This window comes from Butyrivibrio sp. FCS006 (genome assembly GCF_000424525.1).
Lineage (GTDB): Bacteria > Bacillota > Clostridia > Lachnospirales > Lachnospiraceae > Butyrivibrio.
The window spans coordinates 78,708-99,887 of sequence record NZ_KE384205.1 but is presented as its reverse complement, the minus strand read 5'-3'; the positions used below and the strand labels follow the sequence as shown (position 1 = coordinate 99,887).

24 protein-coding genes and 1 tRNA gene are annotated in these 21,180 nt (G+C 40.0%); 21 read left to right on the top strand and 4 right to left on the bottom strand.

The genetic code is table 11. From position 1 onward, the window contains the following. The first annotated feature begins 50 nt into the window (after nt 1-50). The 10 genes from G633_RS0115090 (at nt 51) to G633_RS0115045 (ending at nt 8,374) form a co-directional block, all read left to right on the top strand. On the top strand, nt 51-1,484 hold the full coding sequence (locus G633_RS0115090) for an isopeptide-forming domain-containing fimbrial protein (RefSeq protein ID WP_026520430.1): 1,434 nt from the start codon (nt 51-53) through the stop codon (nt 1,482-1,484). 131 nt (nt 1,485-1,615) lie between these two features. Then, nucleotides 1,616-2,461: a class C sortase gene (locus G633_RS0115085; protein WP_051200285.1), complete on the top strand. Its 846-nt coding sequence runs from the start codon at nt 1,616-1,618 to the stop codon at nt 2,459-2,461. Between the two features lie 25 nt (nt 2,462-2,486). Then, nucleotides 2,487-3,605, top strand: a complete 1,119-nt coding sequence (locus G633_RS0115080; RefSeq protein ID WP_026520428.1) for a Cna B-type domain-containing protein — start codon at nt 2,487-2,489, stop codon at nt 3,603-3,605. Further along, the gene (locus tag G633_RS19535; RefSeq protein WP_022767484.1) at nt 3,602-4,252 is read left to right on the top strand and encodes a sortase; all 651 of its coding nucleotides are present in this window, start codon (nt 3,602-3,604) and stop codon (nt 4,250-4,252) included. The genes G633_RS0115080 and G633_RS19535 overlap by 4 nt, the downstream gene beginning before the upstream one ends. A gap of 148 nt (nt 4,253-4,400) precedes the next feature. Then, nucleotides 4,401-5,180: an adaptor protein MecA gene (locus G633_RS0115070; RefSeq protein WP_026520427.1), complete on the top strand. Its 780-nt coding sequence runs from the start codon at nt 4,401-4,403 to the stop codon at nt 5,178-5,180. Nucleotide 5,181: 1 nt separating this feature from the next. Further along, the gene (locus G633_RS18705; RefSeq protein WP_051200284.1) at nt 5,182-5,979 is read left to right on the top strand and encodes a hypothetical protein; all 798 of its coding nucleotides are present in this window, start codon (nt 5,182-5,184) and stop codon (nt 5,977-5,979) included. Nucleotides 5,980-6,031: 52 nt separating this feature from the next. Next, nucleotides 6,032-6,364, top strand: coding sequence for a hypothetical protein (locus G633_RS0115060; protein ID WP_022767481.1), 333 nt, complete (start codon nt 6,032-6,034; stop codon nt 6,362-6,364). A 1-nt stretch (nt 6,365) separates the two neighbouring features. Further along, on the top strand, nt 6,366-7,493 hold the full coding sequence (locus tag G633_RS18700) for a CapA family protein (protein WP_051200282.1): 1,128 nt from the start codon (nt 6,366-6,368) through the stop codon (nt 7,491-7,493). Then, nucleotides 7,484-8,155, top strand: coding sequence for an HAD family hydrolase (locus G633_RS0115050; RefSeq protein ID WP_242826701.1), 672 nt, complete (start codon nt 7,484-7,486; stop codon nt 8,153-8,155). Before G633_RS18700 ends, G633_RS0115050 begins: the two co-directional genes overlap by 10 nt. A gap of 135 nt (nt 8,156-8,290) precedes the next feature. Next, nucleotides 8,291-8,374 (top strand) — tRNA-Leu (locus G633_RS0115045). A 14-nt stretch (nt 8,375-8,388) separates the two neighbouring features. Here G633_RS0115045 and G633_RS0115040 read toward each other — a convergent pair. The 3 genes from G633_RS0115040 to G633_RS0115030 form a co-directional block, all read right to left on the bottom strand. After that, nucleotides 8,389-9,891 (bottom strand): tyrosine-type recombinase/integrase, encoded by a 1,503-nt coding sequence (locus tag G633_RS0115040; RefSeq protein WP_026520426.1) that lies wholly within the window; start codon nt 9,889-9,891, stop codon nt 8,389-8,391. 78 nt (nt 9,892-9,969) lie between these two features. Then, on the bottom strand, nt 9,970-11,526 hold the full coding sequence (locus tag G633_RS0115035; RefSeq protein WP_026520425.1) for a hypothetical protein: 1,557 nt from the start codon (nt 11,524-11,526) through the stop codon (nt 9,970-9,972). Next, a complete protein-coding gene (locus tag G633_RS0115030; protein ID WP_026520424.1) occupies nt 11,516-11,953 on the bottom strand; it encodes a hypothetical protein in 438 nt (145 codons plus the stop codon). The genes G633_RS0115035 and G633_RS0115030 overlap by 11 nt, the downstream gene beginning before the upstream one ends. Before the next feature lie 66 nt (nt 11,954-12,019). Between G633_RS0115030 and G633_RS0115025 the strand changes: the two genes are divergently transcribed. The 5 genes from G633_RS0115025 (at nt 12,020) to G633_RS0115005 (ending at nt 16,521) form a co-directional block, all read left to right on the top strand. Further along, complete coding sequence (locus tag G633_RS0115025) at nt 12,020-13,225, top strand: hypothetical protein (RefSeq protein WP_026520423.1); 1,206 nt, start codon at nt 12,020-12,022, stop codon at nt 13,223-13,225. A 288-nt stretch (nt 13,226-13,513) separates the two neighbouring features. Continuing rightward, entirely contained in the window at nt 13,514-13,723 is a 210-nt protein-coding gene (locus G633_RS0115020; protein WP_026520422.1) for a hypothetical protein, read from the top strand. 58 nt (nt 13,724-13,781) lie between these two features. Further along, nucleotides 13,782-14,720, top strand: coding sequence for a YqaJ viral recombinase family nuclease (locus G633_RS0115015; protein WP_081664819.1), 939 nt, complete (start codon nt 13,782-13,784; stop codon nt 14,718-14,720). Between the two features lie 50 nt (nt 14,721-14,770). Next, the gene (locus tag G633_RS0115010) at nt 14,771-15,565 is read left to right on the top strand and encodes a recombinase RecT (protein WP_026520420.1); all 795 of its coding nucleotides are present in this window, start codon (nt 14,771-14,773) and stop codon (nt 15,563-15,565) included. A gap of 65 nt (nt 15,566-15,630) precedes the next feature. After that, a complete protein-coding gene (locus tag G633_RS0115005) occupies nt 15,631-16,521 on the top strand; it encodes a DUF5688 family protein (protein WP_026520419.1) in 891 nt (296 codons plus the stop codon). Nucleotides 16,522-16,544: 23 nt separating this feature from the next. Here the strand turns inward: G633_RS0115005 and G633_RS18695 are convergent, their stop codons facing one another. After that, a complete protein-coding gene (locus G633_RS18695) occupies nt 16,545-16,859 on the bottom strand; it encodes a helix-turn-helix domain-containing protein (protein ID WP_051200278.1) in 315 nt (104 codons plus the stop codon). Nucleotides 16,860-17,050: 191 nt separating this feature from the next. On the opposite strand from G633_RS18695, the gene G633_RS20005 reads away from it, so the two are divergent. The 6 genes from G633_RS20005 to G633_RS0114970 all read left to right on the top strand — a co-directional run bounded on the left by G633_RS20005 (nt 17,051) and on the right by G633_RS0114970 (nt 20,968). Next, nucleotides 17,051-17,200, top strand: coding sequence for a hypothetical protein (locus tag G633_RS20005; protein ID WP_155834977.1), 150 nt, complete (start codon nt 17,051-17,053; stop codon nt 17,198-17,200). 126 nt (nt 17,201-17,326) lie between these two features. After that, nucleotides 17,327-17,617, top strand: coding sequence for a hypothetical protein (locus G633_RS0114990; protein ID WP_026520418.1), 291 nt, complete (start codon nt 17,327-17,329; stop codon nt 17,615-17,617). Nucleotides 17,618-17,746: 129 nt separating this feature from the next. Continuing rightward, on the top strand, nt 17,747-18,529 hold the full coding sequence (locus G633_RS0114985; RefSeq protein ID WP_026520417.1) for a hypothetical protein: 783 nt from the start codon (nt 17,747-17,749) through the stop codon (nt 18,527-18,529). A 125-nt stretch (nt 18,530-18,654) separates the two neighbouring features. After that, nucleotides 18,655-19,149 carry a division/cell wall cluster transcriptional repressor MraZ gene (locus G633_RS0114980; RefSeq protein ID WP_026520416.1) on the top strand — a complete coding sequence of 165 codons (495 nt, stop codon included), beginning with the start codon at nt 18,655-18,657 and terminating at the stop codon, nt 19,147-19,149. 85 nt (nt 19,150-19,234) lie between these two features. Then, the gene (locus tag G633_RS0114975; protein ID WP_026520415.1) at nt 19,235-19,933 is read left to right on the top strand and encodes a hypothetical protein; all 699 of its coding nucleotides are present in this window, start codon (nt 19,235-19,237) and stop codon (nt 19,931-19,933) included. Between the two features lie 27 nt (nt 19,934-19,960). Beyond that, nucleotides 19,961-20,968, top strand: a complete 1,008-nt coding sequence (locus G633_RS0114970; protein ID WP_026520414.1) for a hypothetical protein — start codon at nt 19,961-19,963, stop codon at nt 20,966-20,968. Nucleotides 20,969-21,180 lie beyond the last annotated feature (212 nt).

Below are 21,180 nucleotides of genomic sequence, written 5' to 3'. Positions count from 1 at the left end.
TCTGCACCGGATATAAAAAACATAACAAGATTCAAAGGAGAGGAAACAAAATGAAAGGAATTAAGAAACTAATTATTTCACTTCTTGCGCTGGTAATGGTAATGGGCGCAAGCGTAACAGCTTTTGCAGCTGGAACAGGAAGCATTACTGTTAAGGATGCAAAAAAAGGGCAGGTATACAATGCATATAGGGTATTTGATTTCATTCCTGCAGATGAAGAAAATCCTGCAAAGGGAGGAACATATAAACTATCAGAAAAATGGTCAAATGCAGGATTCACGGACGCTTTCTTTACAGTAGACGATCAGGGATTTGTAGTTGTTTCTGAGGAAAATAATACTGACACTGCTGCAGCAGCATTTGGAAAAAATGTTATAGCTTTTGCAAAAGCAAAAGAAATTGCTGCTGATGCCACAGATACTGCATCAGGTGATGGAAATCTTTTATTAGGAAATCTTGTTTATGGATACTATGTAGTTGATTCGTCACTTGGTGCTGCTGTATCAGTAGATACAAATACACCAGACCAGGAGATAAGTGAAAAGAATGACGTTCCTGATCTTGACAAGAAGGTAGAAGAGGATTCTGATCCCGGTAATATTGATAAAACAGTATTTAGAGATGAAACTAACGGTAATGATGCAGAAATTGGTCAGATCATCAATTATGAAACTGTAGTAAATCTCAAAAAAGGTGGTACAAATTATAAAGTTGTAGATACGATGACAGAAGGACTTACTCTTGATCAGAGTAGTCTTACTTACACATATAGTGTCGAAGGTGCAACCACAGCAGGAACACCAAACTTTGTTAACAACGGTTTCGAAGTAACATTTTCAGATCCTACAGCTGATGTAACAGTTACAATTAAGTATTCAGCAAAGCTGAATAATAAGGCAGTTGTTTCAGCTGCAGTTAACAACAGCGCAGCAGGAGAGAATATAAACACAGCATATCTTGTGTATGGCAAAAATACAGAGACAACTCATAGAACTACAGAAACTAAGACATATCAGCTTTCAATTCTTAAGTATGCTGCAGAGGATAATACAAAGACACCTTTAGCCGATGCTGAGTTTACACTTATCAACAAGAATAATGCTGAGGCTGGTCCTCTTCACTTCACTGTCTCAAGCGATGGCCTTACATACACTGTGACAGAGGATGCAAATGCTACTACGTCTATAGTTACTAAGGCAGACGGTCAGATTGTTGTAAAGGGTCTTGACAATGACTCTTATTATCTTACAGAGACAGTTGCTCCTGAAGGACGTAATTTAATTTCTGATAAAGTGGATAATTATGAGCATACAAAACTTGTTAATGTATCAGATACAGTCCTTGTTGAAGTCCCTAACTCTGCAGGTACACTCCTTCCTTCAACCGGTGGAATCGGTACAACAATCTTCTACATCGTTGGCGGACTTCTCATCGTTGCCGGAGTTGCTTACTTCATCGTTCGCAGAAAGGCAGATGCTGAGTAATTTTTAAGGGTATGAAAAAGTTAAATATATAATTTGAATCTTGTTTCTTATATGAAACTTACTGTGTTTCCGGTCAGGGGCTGCAGCTTTTGACCGGAAATGCAGAATCGATTCAAAGGTAGCAAATGTATATGGCTAAAAAGGTTTTTAAAAAGCAGCTTCCCAACATAATATTCGGACTTATTTTTCTGGTTGGGCTTGGGATATTTCTTTATCCATCTGTGAGTAACTATATCAATTCCAAGCATCAGAGCAGGGCAGTGTCAAATTATGATGAGGCTGTTGCCAATCTGACCAAAGAAGATTACAGTAAGTTTTGGGAAGAGGCCTACAAATTTAATGAGGAGCTTGCGGATGCGCAGGCAAGTACATTTTTAAGGCTTGAGGGTGAGATGAAGGACAAGTATTATGATACCTTTGATCCCACCGGTACAGGAATTATAGGAACAATTGAGATTGAGAATATCGGAGTTAACCTTCCGATATATCATGGAACCGAGGAATCGGTTCTGCAGGTTGGAATAGGACATCTTGAAGGTTCTTCTTTTCCAACGGGAACTACTTCAACCCACACTATTTTGTCGGGGCACAGGGGACTTCCGTCTGCGAAGCTTTTTACTGACCTTGATCAGATGATAGTTGGGGATACATTTTTATTACATATACTGGACAAGACCTTTGCTTATCAGGTGGACAGCATCAATATTGTGCTTCCGGAAGATACAGGGGGACTTGGAATATTTGATGGAAAAGAATATGTCACGCTGGTAACGTGTACGCCTTACGGCGTAAACACCCACAGACTTTTGGTGCGGGCAAAGCGTGTTGATTATAACGAAGAGACGAGACTTTTGGTACCGGCAGATGCGACCAGGTACAATTCAATTTATATGGCGCCGTTTATAGGTGCGCCGATGCTTCTTTTAGCATTTATCATCTTCCTGATAAGAACCAGAAGACCCAGGAAGGAACGTTGAGCTTTTTAATTGAGGAAACCGATTTATGAATAAGTTTATGAACAGGATCAGCAGAATACTGGCTTTTGTTATGGCGATGCTCCTGGTGGTGGGCGGAATGTCTTTTACCTCCTATGCAAGAGAGCCGATAGACAAAGGCAAAAAGGGCAAGCTCACCATAACATACAGATTCAAAGAGGATGGAACAGATTCCTATCAGAACTTTAAGGGGATAGAAGTTTCAATATACAAGATCGCATCTGTTTTGGAGGATGGTTTTTCTTTTGAACTGGACTCTCCATATAATACGCTGACAGATATTGATCTTAGCACCATTACCGATAAAGACACTGCAGCTGATACATGGAGCAAGGTTTTAAGAGCTGTAGAGTCCGAGGCGATCACCAACCACTCTGCTGATGCAATTACCGGTGTGACAGATGAAGACGGAAAAGCTGTTTTTGAAAACCTGGACCTTGGTATATATCTGGTAAAGAGTGCAGTGGTAGAAGAGGATGACTGCACATATGTTTTCTCAAGCTTTTTAGTATCTGTTCCACAGCTTGATGAAGAGACTGACGAATGGATCTACGATGATACATATTATGTTGCAGAGGCTTTTGCCAAGTGTGAGAGATTCCTTGTTGAAAAAGCTAAGTTTTCTCTCTACAAGAGATGGGCTGATGCAGGAGGTGAACAGTACAGACCACAATCTATCACTGTTGTGATAAAGCGTGACGGAGAAGTGTATGATACTGTTACACTCAGCCAGGATACGGGATGGAGCTATTCCTGGGAGGACAAGCCGGGTTATACATGGTCATTTGAGGAGTCCTATACCGGAGATGTTTCATATAATGTAAGCATTTCAGGCCCTGTATTTGGAGACGGTGGAGTTGTGGTTTACACCATTACAAACAGCTATACGCCCTCCAATCCGCCGGGGGATAATCCGCCTCCGCCGGGTGACACCCCTCCGGGAGATAATCCCCCGGGAACACCGGATCTTCCTGACGTGCTTGGCGCAATAAGGAATCTTCCACAGGTTCTCGGAGCCAGAAGACTTCCTCAGACAGGCCAGCTTTGGTGGCCACTTCCTATTCTTGTTATCACCGGCGTATTTTTGATCATCAAAGGCATCAGGAAGAACAGTAAGAACGCATGAAAAAAATTCAAGGATATATCTACATCGCCATTGGCGTAATTCTAATATGTATTGCTGCTTACATCGTCAAACATAACTTTGACGAGAACGCCCAGGCAGGAGCCTCATCTGACAATCTCCTGCTTGGCGTTATACAGCAGATGCCTGACACGGTGCTTCCAAGTGATTTTAATGGGCCAATGCCCATTGTGGATGTGGAAGGCAGAAGTTTTATCGGAACAGTGCAGATTCCGTCATTAGGTCTTTTACTACCTATTCAGGATGAGTGGAGTAAGGACAATGCCAAGGTTTCTGTGTGCAGATACAAGGGCTCTGCTTACGATAACGACCTGATCGTCTGTGGCCACAATTACGTGGAACACTTCGGCACACTTCCCGAGCTTAAGACCGGTGAAGAGGTTATCGTGACGGATATGAACGGGATCAGCTTCCACTATAAGGTTGCCAACATCGAGACTTTAGGCGCTTATGATGTGGAGGAGATGGAAGCAGGAGAGTGGGATTTCACCATGTTTACCTGTACCGTGGGAGGTTCGAACCGTGTGACTGTAAGGTGCGAAGCTACCGGAGAAGTTAGCGAAACCGGAACTGAGCCCGACGTTATAAAAGCAGCAGAAGAGAGCAAGCACATCAGAAAACAGAATTAAGATTATTAGCATCTGCTATAGGAGAAAAAGTTCCGTGGCAGATGCTTTTTTAATAGAAATTTTACCCCTCTATTGTGGACTGTACCTGGGCGTAGTAATATAATTAACTTGAGGAAGAAGCCTTATTTCAGAAAGGAGATGATGCAAAGTGATCATAGTAAAAATGAATGAAACAACAGTAGAATGCAGTATCGCAGCATCAGAACTCCATGAGATCGGCCTGACTCCCGAAGCGGTTGTAAATGGTGCAGAGAACACCACATCCTTCTTTGCACAGCTCAACAAGGAAGTTGGGGCGCAGCTTGATTATGACCCTGAGACAGAGGTCATGATGATGAGCAAGAACATGATGATGGACGGAAGCGTCCGCATATTTGCAGTTAAGATGAGTAACGACGACATTCAGAAAGCAGCTGACAGAATCCGCGGAGCAGCTGAGACCATCCTTAAGACCCTGACTCAGGAGAGGGTGGATGAGGTCAAGAAGAAGACCGGAAGAGACAAGGGAGTTGCTCTCAACGAGGTCATTACCAACGTTACCGATACAATAAACAGGATTTATGCAAGAGACTTTGAAGGCGCATTACCGAAAGAACCTGAGGAGAGCGATTACAGCTACCAGCCTCTTTCCGAGTACGCTAAATATATGATGGAGTTTAAGAACCTTGAGGATATCGAGAGATTCTCCAAGGTGGTTCAGAAGCTTCCAATTGTTGATTCTACTCTTTACAAGCACAAAGATACGTTCTATCTCATTGCGGGACTTATGTCCTCTGAGGAGAGTGTGATCTACGATATGAGAAGAGCAGGAGTTGAGTACTCCGAGATGCTGACAGTGAATTCACCCGAGGCAATGTTCATCGAGGAGCACGGTGAATGCATCATGAAGGAAGATGCCATTATCCATTTGGCAGATCTGGCAAAGTGATATGAACAAAAATGTTACGATACTAAATTTTTCAGGAATCTATGATCATGAGAGCTTTTATCTTCAGGATAAAAGCTCTCGTTTTGTTGATATGAAGGATATTTCGGGGACAAATGCCTACTGCGATGATAGTGCGCGTGAGGAGATTCTGAGGCGCATTTCGGAAGACTATAGTGACGCCGAGAGGTCTTTTGCCCGGGGCATACATTTCATTGACAATGGCAATTACCATTACATCTCAGCGCTGTATACGAGCCTGGTAAAAGAGCCTTTCTCGCTGGTTGTGCTGGATCATCACCCTGATATGCAAAGACCCATGTTTGACATTCTTTCCTGCGGTGGATGGGTGCTGGATGTTATCCAAAATAATCCGTTTGTGAGGGATATTCATATCATTGGTGCCGACAAGGGGCTGATAGACGAGCTGGATGAAAATGGCGCTAAAAAGGCTAAATTTTATGATCTTGAAGATGTCTTTTTGGGGGATACGGGGATAAGCCTTCCTAAGACTGAGCATCCGGTTTATCTCTCGATTGATAAGGATGTCCTTAAGAGGGGCGAGATCGTGACCAACTGGGATCAGGGAGAGCTTTCAGTGGATGATCTGTTTGGGTTTGTGAGAGCTCTTTTTATCACTGAGAAGAAATGCTTTGACAGGGATATCATCGGGGTTGATATCTGCGGAGAGTGCACGCCGGACCAGGAGGGGTGCGATATTTCGAAGGCGATTGCGGGAAATGATGAGTTTAATTTGAAGATGATACAGTATTTGGACGATTTGGTGACGGAATTGCGATGAATGTGATATCATAGAAGTGTCTTTTACTATAAACTATGCGTTTGGAGGGGATATGGAAAAGAGATTCAGAGATTACTTAAGGCATCTTGAAAAGCTTGATTTTGACGTTATCTCAGAGGAAGAAATATGGGAAGAGCGCGAGGGGCTTGAGCTTAAGCTCACGGAGATCCATCAGGAGATGATGAGGCTCCTTATCCCAATGATGGCGCTTATTGTTTGTGCATGCATTTTCCTGGCTGCAGCTTTTGGAAATTTCTTTATCGGAAACTTTACCTGCGCGGCGGTTATGGCTCTTGCAGCAGCGTACATCGGGCTTAAATACAGGACACTGGTCAAGGTGGTAAAGCAGCTGTGTATCTATATCGACAAGCTGACTGTGAAGTGATATGAACGGTTTAAATCTTGTTCTTTCTTTAATTGCATCTATTGCTATTGTATCCGGCGTTTCGGCGCCGGATAATGTTTCTGTGGTGATGGTCGGCGACATACTCCTTCATACTCCCGTGGAGGAAAGTGCTGCGGATGTAGGCGGAAACTACAACTTCGACTTTATCTTTTCCAAAACTAAGGATTATATAGCGGCTGCCGATCTGGCAATGGTCAATCAGGAGGTCATTATCGGCGGTAAGGAGCTGGGCGTCTCGGGATACCCGGCTTTTAACGCGCCTTACGAGATAGGTGATGCGTTGTCGGAGGCGGGATTTGACGTGGTTTGTCACGCTACGAACCATGCTCTTGATAAGGGGAAACGTGGTGTGGTTAATACGCTAGGGTATTGGCAGAGCGCTCATCCGGAGATGACAGTGGTGGGGATAAACGGATCACAGGAGCAGAAGGATGCGGTTGATATTGTTGAGAAGAATGGCATCAGGATTGCGATTCTGAATTATACTTATGGGACTAACGGGATTTCGGCGCCGTCTGATATGTCTTTTGCAGTGGATATGCTGGACGAAGATAAGGTGAAAAGAGATCTCGAGTATGCGGAGGCTAACGCGGATTTTACCATTGTCTGCCCTCACTGGGGGACGGAGTATCTGCACGGCATTGATGGGAGCCAGAAGAAGTGGACGGAAGTTTTCAGGGCCGGCGGAGCTGACCTTGTGATAGGAACTCATCCGCATGTGATAGAGCCTGTGGAATTTATTGAAGATGATGTCCCGGGGCATGGCAATAACCATGGCGGCGGAGATATGCTTGTTTACTACTCCCTTGGGAATTTCGTGAACTGGACTTCAGGGACAGGAGCTGGGACTTGTGATCGCATGGTTGGCGGAATGGCGCAGGTCACTCTGGCAAAAGATATATTGGGTGAAGTCAGAATTGTTGATAGCGGCGTTAAGGCGCTTGTCTGTCATGTGACCCACGGGCATGACGGAGTTGCAGTTTATCCGCTATCGGACTATACTGATGAACTGGCGGATTTGAATGCCATAAGGGAGCAGGATAGCTCTTTTACCAGGCAGCAGTGCGTAGATATATGCAACAGCGTCTGGGGAAGTAATTGGAATTAGAGGTTAGGAAGATGAAGTACAAGGCAGTTATATTTGATATGGATGGAACCGTGCTCAATACCATCGAGGACATCACGGATTCGGTCAATTATATATTGGGGAAGTATGAGATTCCGCTGCGTTCGGTTGATGAGGTTAAGCACTTTGTCGGGAACGGCGCAAGAGTCTTGATGGACAAGGCGATTCCGGAGGGTGAAGCGCATCCGCTGTTTGAGCAGATCCTGGCGGAGTACGAGGCTTATTATGAGCAGCACTGCAACATCAAGACCGGGCCTTACAAGAATATTCCTGAGCTGCTAAAGGAACTTTCGGCGCGCGGCCATAAGCTGGCAATTGTTTCAAATAAGCCTATGGGAGCGGTTCGTGAGCTCAATAAGATTTATTTCGGCGAGTACGTGCCTGTTGCTATCGGAGTAACGGATAAGCTGCGCAGAAAGCCATATCCGGATGAGTGTCTTTTTGCCATGGATGAGCTTGGTGTTACGAAGGAAGAGTGCATCTATGTCGGCGATTCCGATGTTGATTTCAAGACGGCTGTTAATACAGGGCTGAAATGTATCTCATGTTTGTGGGGATTTAGAACAAAAGATGAATTAATTTCTGCCGGGGTTAAGGATAATTTTTTTGTAAATGATCCGTTGGAGATTCTAAATCTGGTGTGAGATGCGCATAAATACTGGGGTTGAGGCGCTGACAATAATCGTAAAAAAGTTTATAAATTTTTGTTGACGTTTTGGCCAGAACTTGTTATTATATAAAAGTCGTCGCGAGCGGTTAACGCTTCAGACGAACGGTTCGCGGAAGTGTCGGAATTGGCAGACGAGCAAGACTAAGGATCTTGTGATGCTTACATCGTGTGGGTTCAAGTCCCATCTTCCGCACTAGAGTAGTGAGCTCAGAAAGCTTGAGAAATCAAGTGTTCTGAGCTTTCTTTTTTTGAAAAAACAACCACATTTTGGTGAGACCTTGGTGAGACCTCCTGTGTTTTTGCGTGTTCCTGACAGTTTGAATCAAACAGATTTACCAGATCATCCATACTGTCTTTGGTGGCATAGGTGTAGTATCTGAGGTTTGTTTCAACGGAATGCCCTAAAAGCTCAGCCCTTTTAGCTGCAGGAAGCCCCAATTTTGCCGACAGGACATTGCTGTTCAGACTCATCCTGAAGGCATGGTTGTTTGTAACATTGTAGTTCAGGCTTCTTAATAAACGTCTCAGGCATGTGATATAAGCATCTGTTTTTATCCATTCACCATTTTCATGGCAGAATACAAACTCTGAAACAATGCCTTTTTCCTTCTGGAGCGAGCGTATTTCTGACAAAAGATCGTTAATCGCCTTGGATAAAGGGAATTTCCTGCCACCCATCGGGATCCCCTTCTCGTTTTTTGTCCAGTCAGCATAGTAATAGTCTTTACCGCCCTTTTGCCTTTTGGAAAGCTGCTGGGAGTGGATATGGATGTGGTTGCTCTTGATGTCAGTCCACTTAAGGGATGGAAGTTCTCCAGCACGCATACCAGTTTCTATGGCAAGGAGTATTGCATAACCGTTAATGAAATACCCTTTATGCCTCTTATCATTGATTCTGGAGCGTACTTCTTCCTTGATCCTAATAAGTTCTTCTTCTGAAAAGATTTTTTCAGAAGACAAGGCCTTAGCACAATCACATTCCTTGTAGAATACCTTGTTGCTGAACTTGCTCAACGGATTGACTGCGATATAGTCCTTAAGAAGAGCATACTGAAATATCACGTTTAAAACGCTTTTATAGTCCAAATAAGCCTTCTTTTTGACTTTATGCGTAACTCCCTGATCATCGACCCATTGAGCCCTTCTAAGCATTTTTAAGGTGTATTCTGACAGCATATCACAGGTAATGGAACGGATATCTGTGTTGCAGAGTTCTTCGTCAATGAATCTGCCAAAAGACGCTCTTAAGTGATAGAGTGTCTCTGCATCAACAGCCTCAGTTCTGTCCTTGTGATCTAACGCTTGTTCAAATACGGTCTTCATTTTGAAATCAAGCGTTGCCAGCCCATAGTACTCCATAAGTTTATCCAAAAGGATTTCCCTTGTTTTGCCATAAAGCTTGCGCTTATCAGGCATCATAGTGTACCAGAGACATTTGTTTTCCTTATATTCAATTTTTCTGGGTGTGCCATTATTTGTGACGTGCACTTCGTCAATCAGTTTTTGCTTGAGTTGATATTTGTTTCTTTTTAACATCAACAATTGTGGTGCAGCATCAGCATGACTAATTGTACCATACCTAAGGCAGGAATTGAGATTATCCTCTAAATTCATGATTTGCTTGAGCTGATCTAGAAATTGCTGTATATCCGGCTTCAAAAGGAGGGCAGAGGCCAGGCTTTTTTCAGCAATATTTATTTTTTTAACCATTGCCTGGCCTCCTTCCTACTTTTTGGGGATGCATGTTATTCTGTAGTGATGATTATATGAGCAATATTATTCCTGCTTTCAATCGATATCCGTGGTAAAACCGGTGGTGAAGGAAACATAGGCCTTAAGCTCCATAAGATTGATCACCAGGTATCGCTTGTTGTTTACGTTTGCTGTATTCCGGCCATCGCTGGCTGTTTTTATAACCCCTGCCTGCGCGAGCTTCTTATTGAGGCTGTTTTTGGTAATAAGCATGTTGTAAGCCTCTCTGAGTGCAGAACACAACACATCTGACCGAATAATGGACTCAGTTTGAAAACGGTCAATATAACAAGCTTTGGACCAAGAAGCATGCTTCTCATACTCAGCTTTATCATCGTATTTCTTGAGATAGTCGCTTTCAATCAGTTTTAGAGTCAAACAGACTGGGTCAGCGGGGGTGCCAAGCATTTTCGTCTCAAAAGCTTCTTGCTTGTTTATAACAAGTTGCAGGTGTTGAAGTATCTGTTTGGTGTACATTTCTGTGTCTGAACCCTGAAGTAATGTGGCTCTCAAAAGGTTCCATACAACATAGAGAACATGAGTGTGCCTTCCTATACGGAGAGTCACATTCGACCGTACGTGACTATAAAATCCATCAGATTTAAATATCCGGTCTATATCGTCGGGGGACATTTTCTGTATTGCCTGGTAAAAGTCAAGGTAGAATCCACAGACAGTTGATTTCTGAATCTGATCCAGAATATTCATCATATGATTAGCTCTCTCAGGCTCAGGCTTACTGTGTGACACGATCAAGAGCCTGGAATAGGTTGATAATCTTCCCAAACCATGATAATCTTCTGCACAGAGGATTATGTTTGAACGTTCATTACGGTCGGCATTAAAAGTGATGATGTTGTCCAAATCTTCCCGACGCCTCTCAATGGCGCTAGGTCTGAATAATCCCTTATTCCCTGCATCGTCGAGAATATAGTTGAGACCATAATACTCCTGAGAATTGAGGAGAAGAGCACCTGCATTGGAGTAGTCTGTGAAACTACGATTGAGAAGCTCATTGGATTGTGCAAAATTCGACAAGCAGTTCAGAAGAGTGGTCTTCAGCGAGCAGTACGGCAGCGATAAAAGGAAGGTGTAATTCGCGCTCCTGTGTAAAGCCCTCAAAGCTCTTTTGACAGGAAATGAAAGTGCCTCCAGAAAAACCAGATCAGAAACACCCGGCAATATATCGAATGCAAGTGAAACCAGCTTTTCGTAGTCGACATTCCGAGCCCGATATAAGATAAGGGAACCCTGTACCAGATTTCTGTCCTTCTGATCATCGTAAAGAATGCCACAGTAATCTGTAAGATCAGGAGTCTCATCCGATGCTGTGAACTCCAGAGCAGTTGCAATTACACTATTAAGGATGGTTATCCGTTCCTTAGCGCTGAGATACATTACAGGAATCTTCAATTTGTCGCAAAGGTTGAGTCCGCTAAGCTTGGTAACAAAGGTCTTAGCCAGAAAAGAGGACTCACGATAAGATTCCAGGTGGTAGATTTCCTGATCAGCCTTAATATTCATCCTCCTCACTACGCGGACTGAATACTCTGTGTCTTGAATCTTGAAACGTACAGTATGATCAGAGCTCATTAATGTCCTCCCGGCTTGATATCTGTGATATTGTGGGATAATAGGTCAAGCGAGAGCATATCTTCTTTAGAGAAGCCTTCTTTCCCAGAAGTATGCCTCGTTTTTGAAGCTGAAGACGCAAGAGTTTTGCAAGAGCGCTGAGGTCCTTCTTAATCTTGCGGTTTTTTCGCGTTTCCTTTTCAAGTAGTTGCTTGACTTCCTTGACTTCCTTGGATAAGCGTTTTATGTCCTTCTCGATGATATTCCGGTATATTTTTATTGACGCAATATCATTCACCTTTTTCTCAGTCTTTGAAAGGCGATGCTCAATAGGAATCAGCTGAGTCTGCGTTTTTGCCACAGCATCAGTTAGCGTTTCCAGCTTCTCTGAAAGTTCATCCATCCGAGCCTGCACCTCAGACATGAAGTTCAAAATTTCATCCGTCATTAGTTTTTCCTCCAATATTTTGATTGATTACAGCGCTTCTCAGTGAGATAATAAGCGCGAGAGAGTATGCGTTCAAAAGAAAAAAAATTAGTAAATAATGGCAAAATTATTCCATTGATTGCATTGAGACTATTTGAGTATAATAAAGGATTATGTATGACATTTTATGAGTTTACTACGCGGCTGATAGGAGAGAATTATAGTAATAATAAGAATTATGTAATTGCAAAAAGTGATACGTTAAGGAAAAAGCTTAAAAAGATCCTGAATATCGTTTTTGACACGAATTTCTACAGGTTTTATTTCAGTAAGTATGAATCGGATCCGTATTGGCTTCATCAAGAAATTCATGTAGAAAACGAGCAAGAAAGCGACCAGGAAGATATTCTTCCCCAAAACATAGAAAGTATGGTAAGCGAACGTGAGGAATGCATAAGAATCATCGAGAGCGAAATAGAGGAGAAAACCAACAGTTTAGCTGTTGAAAAAAGGATACTTGAACGTGAAACGCTCCAAAAAAGAAAAGATAACTTGAAACGCCAGAGAAAGCGAATACAAAAAGAAATAGACATACTGGTAAACTGGGATAATGAACCTCCAGAAAAAGTCATGAAGCTAATCGATAAGGACACTGTCTATTCTGCATTGGGCAAAATCGGAGACAATACTGCCGATTTATATACATTTATGTTGCATATAGAAGCTTTCGAGCGTGTCAGTACCAAAGTAGGTTCATGTGAAATCTTAGGGGAGATAAATCCAAACGACAGGGAAGAATTAGCCAAAAAAATCATAATTGCATATGATAAAGACGAGAGTTTTAAAAAATATATCAAGAAGATTATTTACCCTAAAGAGTTATCACATTTTTTTTCAGACATTGAAAGTTTAATTGGATTGAAACGCAACGAGTTAGTGTCATTTTTTCCCGAATTTGAAAGTTTAATCGAATTTAACTACATCGATGAAGACTTAAATCTGATACTATATCCTATTATGTATCCTCATAAATATATGCTTCTGCGAAGCGGATATTTAATCTTGCGTGGAGAAGGAGAGTATACGGATGAAGATGCACATAATATGCTTACCAATAACAGGGAACCTTATGCCAACTTACCTGAAGCGAAAAAATGGAAGAAAGAGGACACACAACTTAGTTGGATTACAAAACACATCACTGCGAGTATTGATTCTGCATTAGATAACGACGACGTTGATGTGGAAGAAGAATTGCACAAGATCATAGAACAACGTTTAAATGGCGAATAAATGTTGCATATCAAAAAACTCATGCAGAACGTGAAAAATGTGTAAACAATGCTACACTTTTTTCACGTTTTTTTGTTTTTATTTCTAATGAACGCAAAATACGATTTTTAAGATATATATCATCTTCTTGCACGATAACAACATATAAAACAAGGAGGGATTTCTATTGGAAAAAGCGATTTCAGTCATTGTAGGCATACTGGAAGTGATACGATGCCTCATAAAGAAAAAGAGATAGCAGTCGTTTCACAGCAGACAACAAAACATTAGAGAAGGGAGGCGCTAGCAGTGGTGCATATCATAGTGGATGACCTGCCGTATCATTTTGATGATTCCGGAAGAAAGAAAGTAAAAAGAGTAGTGGATAAGGCGGTTCTCCCCGCTGCGTTTGCTACAGGTGTTCAAATCGGAGTTGCCATAGTGAATTACGGCGGTAAAGTAGTATCCGTCATGGCAAATGCATGGAGCAAGATCCACGACAATTTGAAAAGAGGGTAATAGTAGCGGGTGATGCAAGTCGGATAGTTGGCTTGCTTTGTTGATCATAGGAGAGAGCATGATGAATATTGGTAATGTAGAAAAAGTATACGTCAAAGACAAAAATGAATGGTTGGAACAAAGAAAACACGGCATTGGAGGCAGTGATGCAGGAGCTATTTGCGGATTAAACCCATATACTTCTGCAATGAAAGTCTATCTGGATAAGACGACTGATGGGATTGATGAATACGATAACGAAGCTATGCGGCAGGGCCGCGATCTTGAAGAATATGTGGCTCAAAGGTTTTCTGAAGAGACGGGCAAAAAGGTAAGGCGTACTAGTTTCATGTATTTGAACAAGGATTACCCATTCATGTTTGCAAATGTTGACAGAATAATAGCGGGTGAGAATGCTGGATTGGAATGTAAAACAGCCTCCGCCTATTCGGCTAGCCAATGGGAAAACGGAAATGTCCCTGCTCACTATATAATTCAGTGTAACCACTACATGGCAGTGACAGGTGCAGACAGGTGGTATCTGGCTGTCGTAATCCTTGGAAAAGCATTCCGTTATGTATGTATTGAGCGAGACGAGAAAGTCATTGCAGATCTCATAAGCATTGAGGAGAGATTCTGGAAAAATAATGTATTACAGTGTATCCCACCGGATCCTGATGGGAGTGATGCCTCAGAGCAGTATCTGAAAACGATGTATAACAAGACAACTGCTGGGAAAGAACTTATACTATCTGGATATGATCAGGATCTAAAGCGTCATGACGAGCTGGAAGGACTTATAAACAAGCTCGAGAAAGAAAAGAAAACTATTGAGGAGAAAATCAAGATCTCTATGGATGATGCCGAAACGGCTTATGCGGACAAATATGTTATTAGCTGGAAACAGTATGACCAGGAGAGACTTGATACTAAGAAACTCAAAACAGAGCAGCCGGATGTATATGATAATTATCTTAAAAAGATATCTACCAGAAGATTCACAATCAAAGTGGCATAAGTGTAAAAGGATGGTCCTTTGCGCTTATGCCATATTTATTTGGAGGACAGATGAAAGAACAAGAGATCAAGAATCAACTTGCTGCTAAAGCAGTTGAAACAACAAATCCAAAGCTTTCTAAAAATATGAATATTGCAGATCTGATAAAAGCAATTGAACCGGAGATCAAAAAAGCGCTTCCAACAGTCATTACACCTGAAAGGTTTACACGTATAGCGTTGTCTGCATTGAATACTACCCCAAAGCTTGCCGAGTGTAGCCAGATGAGCTTTTTAGCAGCTTTGATGAATGCAGCTCAGTTGGGGCTTGAGGTCAATAGCCCACTTGGACAGGCCTATCTTATCCCTTATAACAACAAGGGCAAATTAGAATGTCAATTTCAGATTGGTTACAAAGGTATGCTGGGCCTTGCTTATAGGAATCCGGAGATTCAGACTATTCAAGCTCAGGTAGTATATGAGAACGACGACTTTAAATATGAGCTTGGACTTGATTCAAAACTGTATCACAAACCATCATTAAGCGATAGAGGAAAGGTTCGTTGTTATTATGCTTTGTACAAATTAAGAAATGGAGGTTATGGATTTGAAGTTATGAGCAGAAGGGATGTGGAAGAATATGCAAAAAGATATTCAAAAGTGACGGATTCGTTATACAGTCCCTGGGCTAATAATTTTGATTCAATGGCTAAAAAGACCGTGATTAAACAGCTTCTAAAGTACGCTCCATTAAGAACGGATTTAGAAAAGGCTATGAGCATGGATGAGTCAATTAAGACTCGAGTTTCAGTAGATATGTCAGAAGTGGAGAACGAAGAAACTTTTGATGCTGAAGTAGAGGTTTAAAAGGTGAGACGAAATATATTTGTAACACAACTGTATTTCGATATTCAGTAATTCGGAGGAAAAGAATGGAAAATAAATATGCTTTTGATGATTTTTGCAATACAGTTATGCAGATTATTGAAAAATTGGCAGCAGATTCAGGAAATGAAATCAGCTGCGTAATACAACCAGTTATAAAGAGAAATGATATTTCTAGAACTGCATTGCATATTGAAAGTGAAAGCAATAAAAGCTATCCTGTCGTATACTTGGAAGATTACTACGAGATGCTTCAAAAGAGCAGCGTAGAAGAAATTGCCATACAAATATATCAGACTCTTGGAGAAAATCTAGTGGTTTTATCAGAATTGGAAGTTCAGAAGCTTATTGAGCGCGGTAGCGTGGAAAAATTCCTTACTTACAGACTGATAAATAAAGAAATGAACACAGATTATCTTAAGGATAAAGTTTACAGAGACTTTTTGGATCTGGCAGTAGTATATGAGATTGGATGTTCGGTAGGCGACAATTGTGGAGCAATCATAGTCACGAAAAAGTTGGCAGAAATAATTGGTTATACAGAAAATGAGCTGTATAAAATAGCATCAGCCAATACACCACGCAAGAGACCAGCAAAATTTATGCGCTTGAACGAGGCAATTGGGATAGACAATGTAGAAAGAGATTTTAATGATCCTTTTATCGTGCTAAGTAATAACGAAAAAGTATTTGGTGCGTCTGTAATACTGTATCCGGGGCTGGATAAGGTGATTTATGATCTGTATGGAGAATCATTAATAATTCCATCGTCGGTGCATGAATTGCTGATTATAAATAGTGATATATGTGCTGATCAGCTAGCGACTATGGTTAATGAGGTTAATAATACAGTGGTTAATCGTGAAGATATACTAAGCTATTCCATATACAAAGTGTCGGAAGATGGCATAAGTCTTTTGGAAACTTGTGTGGCATAAGAGTAGGCAGAGGACTCCTCTGCCTACTTCTCTTTATTTGTTTCTATTATTGTATCTAAAAAATCAGTCAATGCCTTTCGCTGTGTCGGCGTTAGTTTATATATTCTTTCGTGTATGGGATCTGATGAAAAAGAAAAATCTTTCTCTTCATCAAAAAAATCTTTTAGTGATACCTCTAATTGTTCACATAATAGTGTTAACAACTGAATGGTTGGATTCTTTTCTTCAAATTCTACTGCACGTAGATAACTTTGAGAAATACCAGATAAATTGGCTAGTTTATTGATGGAATACCCTTTCAGTGTGCGAAAATGACGAATTCGTTGTCCTACATTCATGTGTATTTACCTCTATATAGATAAGTTAGCATGGCTTTATAGATAAGATTATTTTTATAGAGATATAATAGAAACTTTATAGATATAATCTTTAAAACGAATTATACTTATCGATATAGAGAATGGCTTGTTTAATCAGTAAATAAAACTGCTGTTACTTATCAAAGGAGGTTTAGTTATGGGAATTAGATATGGAAATGTTTGCATGTGGTGTGGTAAAAGCGGTGGTTCGAATTATGGGCCTGGACCTGGAGGTGGTGCACCAAGCAGTACTCCTCCAGCAATATCTGGAAAATGCCCTAGTAGCCCGGACGGGAAACATAAACCTAGGTGGGAAATGAAATAGCATTGTGCTTGTTTGAGCCCAAACCATAGAAATACATAGTGGTTCATTGGTTTAGCTATACGTCATCTTTTACATGAGTGTGGAGTTATTCAATAAAGTTTTGTTGCTAATGAGGCGATGAATGGTTGTTATTATTGTAATACTGATTATTATTATATTTTCGGCCTTACCGCTTCCGTTACAACTGATTTTATTTGCCGTCAATATGTTTCTTCCTGATCCAGTACCTATGTTGGATGAGGCAATTATGATTATTTCCATGGCAAATAAAGCAAAACTTTTCTCGAAGATATACGGTTTACTGCAGAAACATCGAGTAATAGGAATTATTGTAATTGGTGTGATTGTTGCAGCTGCTATAGTATGTGTGGTGTATTCATTTAATGCGTTGATTTCATATTTATATAATTGATTCTGTATTACATGAAGATGCATAAGGTGCTTCTAAATTCTGGGTTTAGAAGCGCCTTATTTGGTTGAGTTGATGATTGTATGAGTTGTATCTATACGATGTGCTTTTATAATTGCAGGGGTTAAGTATATGAGCATAATTACAATAATTGTTATTGTGGTAATACTTGGAATATTGGGATGTTTGCTTGAATGGATTCGTGATAACATAGTACCTATTCTTATAGTTGCTGCGATAATACTGGGATTGATCTTTTATAGAAAACCTACAATAGGGATAGTATGCGTGTCTGCAATAGGTATTGCTATATATATGTTTGTTAGGCGAGTGTTAGTTCCTTTATTTCAAAGAATTCGAAATGGTTTTGTAGAAAAGAAAAAGGTCAGGCTTCTTGCACGTGAAGCAAAAAATGAAGAAAAAAGGCTTAAACATGAATTACAGGAATCAATGAGAAGAGAAAATGAGACAATAGCAGCTTTGCCGGATGGCTCAAGAGAATTCATTAGACTCTCGAAGACTTTTTCCGATGAGTTAGAACAGGAGAAGAAAAGAATAAATGATCAGGAAATGGTTAGGCTAATAGTGGATTGCCAGAAAGTTGTTAATGAAATATGCAGTGAGATCAAGTTGTTTCCGGAAGCAAGTAGTAGACTCAATAAGCTCACTAGTTATTATTACCCAACAATAAGTAAGTTGGTTCAGAAATATTCTGTTTATGAACAACGTAGAAATGACGAGAATAATGTTAAAAGAGAAATCGTGTCTACTATGGAGGAAATAAATCAAGCACTTTCTCGTGTGGCAGATAATATAAAAGGATCTGATGACATTGACATACTCAGCGATATTTCAGTTATGAAGCAGATGATTGAGCGAGATGGATTAAAAAATGATTTTAATTCTCTAAAATAGGATTATTGTGAATTGAATGGAAGAGTGCTGTGTTGGAGGATGGAGCTTTTTATGGACATTGAAAAAATATTATAACGCTTATACAAGGCATGATGAGATGATTTTGGGGAAAGGATGTATATCTTATGAAGGAAAACACAACTCATCAACATGGGCTTAGCTTATGTTCAAATAATGGAATAATTGAAACACAGATAATCTGGGATCGATTATTAAAACCTGGTAATACGTTTGTGGTAACCAAAGGGTTTGGAAAATGCCTTTTTATGATGACTACTGATGAGTATAGTCAGTTGGTGGACATGATTCATTCTATCCCTATGGATACAACTGAGATGGAGACTCTGGAACAAATCTTTATATCAGATGCGGTTGATACATGGATTGACAATGAAGGGATTATGTTATTGCCAAGTAAATTGCTCAAATTTGCAGGGATTAGTGATAAGGCTGTCGTAAGAGGAAAAGCAGACTTTGCTCAAATTCTAAGCGCTAAAGAACTTGAAAACGTAGACAGTATAGGTGGAGTAGAAGAACTAAGAGCAAGATTGATGCTACAAGCTGCATTTATAGATGTTGGAAAGCTAGTAAATGCTGATGGTGGCGAGATACATAGTTAAATTGGCATAAGCATTTGCGATGAAAGAGTTCTATTTTTATGTGAGCAAAATGGTGAAAAGCAAGTAACAAGTAGCTTTTCCTTGCATGGCTGGTAATGAAAGGATTATCATTATGATTTCTTTACAAGAATACTATGAATTGAATAGTGACAACAGGGATAGAATTAAGCATGAGATTTTCTCAAACATGAAAACGTTAATTCTAGCGACAACGAACATGGATGCAATTCAGACCACATCGGTTCTGAACGCATATATGGATAATATAGTTTTCAAGTTAGAGGACAATATTAAAGAGAATGAAGCCCTTTTACAATGTTTAAAAAATGATAAATATGAACAGTTGATAAGAATTTTTAGTATCAAAAATGATTCTTGCCTTATAAGGAACATTGTTGAGAGTGTCGGATTGAAAAGTTATTATGATCTCTGTAGACTATGTGGATTGGTACATGGGACTAATGTTTGGAAAAATAACATGGAGTTACTGTTGAAAACAGGGCAAATATCCCAAAGTGATATCATTTGTTTTCGTGAGGATGTATTGAATCATCTTGTTTCATATGGGATTTCTAAAGAAAGGGCGATGTATTATTCGGAGATTATAAGAAAAGGAGCAGCTTATAAGTTATCAGATAAGGATTATCAGGAATTAGAAGAGCATAATGTTCCACATTGGTTCATTGAGGCATGTAAAAAGATTCTTTATCTACCGTCAAAGGAAATGAGTGATAAGTACGCTTGGATTATTTGGAGATTGCTATATATACATTACATTATCTGAAATGTGGATTATTATCGGAGGAATTGAATGATATGTAAAAGGTGTTATCCAGATTTAATTGATGAATTTATGCCTTCTGAAGAAATGCGACAGTATCTTAAGAATGTTAGACTAATATACTGGCAAATCGTTCATCTTGTCTATTTTTCTCCTACTACAATTGAAAAGAAAAAGAAGGCATTACAATACCTTTATGATATTGCTGAAAAAGAGCATGATGATGATCTTAAATCAGAAAGCAAGTTGTATTTAAGAAATATAGAAGATTCAGAAAAGGAAAGAGAAGGGGAGGGGGTATTCACTGTAGAATTAGGTAGATATAGTCCTGACGATAAGGATACAATAATTGATTTTGAGACTGTTTGCACAACATATGATGCTGCTTTATCAGTTGTCAATGAGTATCACAAAATAGAAGAATACTCTGATGATGATCCTGTCTGGTATGAAATAACAAAATGGAATAAAGCAAAAAATGGAAGAATGAAGAATGCATGTCATTATTTAATTGTCCAAGGGGAATTATGGTATATAGACTTGGATGATCATTATTATGACAATCATCTTGATTCAGTTATGCTGTACTATGGGATGGAAAACATAGATCTGCCTGTTCCATTTTTGCCGGGAGATTTTGTTGAAATAAATGGTTATCCTTTCGGGCCAATCCAACACATGTTGATAACCAGCATTGGCGATAATTCTGATTGCTGTTGTGTTCAAGCTCTTTCAGTTGATGAAGAAGGTAAATGGGATTGTGGAGCAGTTAAACATGGCATGGTAGGATATCATTATTTTCCGAAGCTTTCTCCACTATATTATGCAAAAACCTTTGATGGGGAATATGGTGGGGATGAAACTCTGTTCTCAAAGTTAAAAAGATATATATCAGGTGACAGAAGTAAAGCTCAAAGAATTTATGATTGCTTCTTTGATGATGCTACATATGATGAGATGGAACATTTTATTGACTTGGATTTTGATAGAAACCAAGTGGACAAGTACTTAAGGTCACGAAATATGATGAAACATTGAATTCCGAATCAGTGTTTCGCGGAGGAATTGTAGTACTGAAGAGTATTCAGCATTATTAAGAACGATCAAAAGGAAATATATTCCAATTAACTAATGCTTGCATGATAATTGAAAATCTGTAGAATATATTCATGGAGTTATTTATACAGAGAATAGGAAACTGTAGAAATAACCATGAACAGCAATTTACTCAAATTAGAAAGGAGGACAAT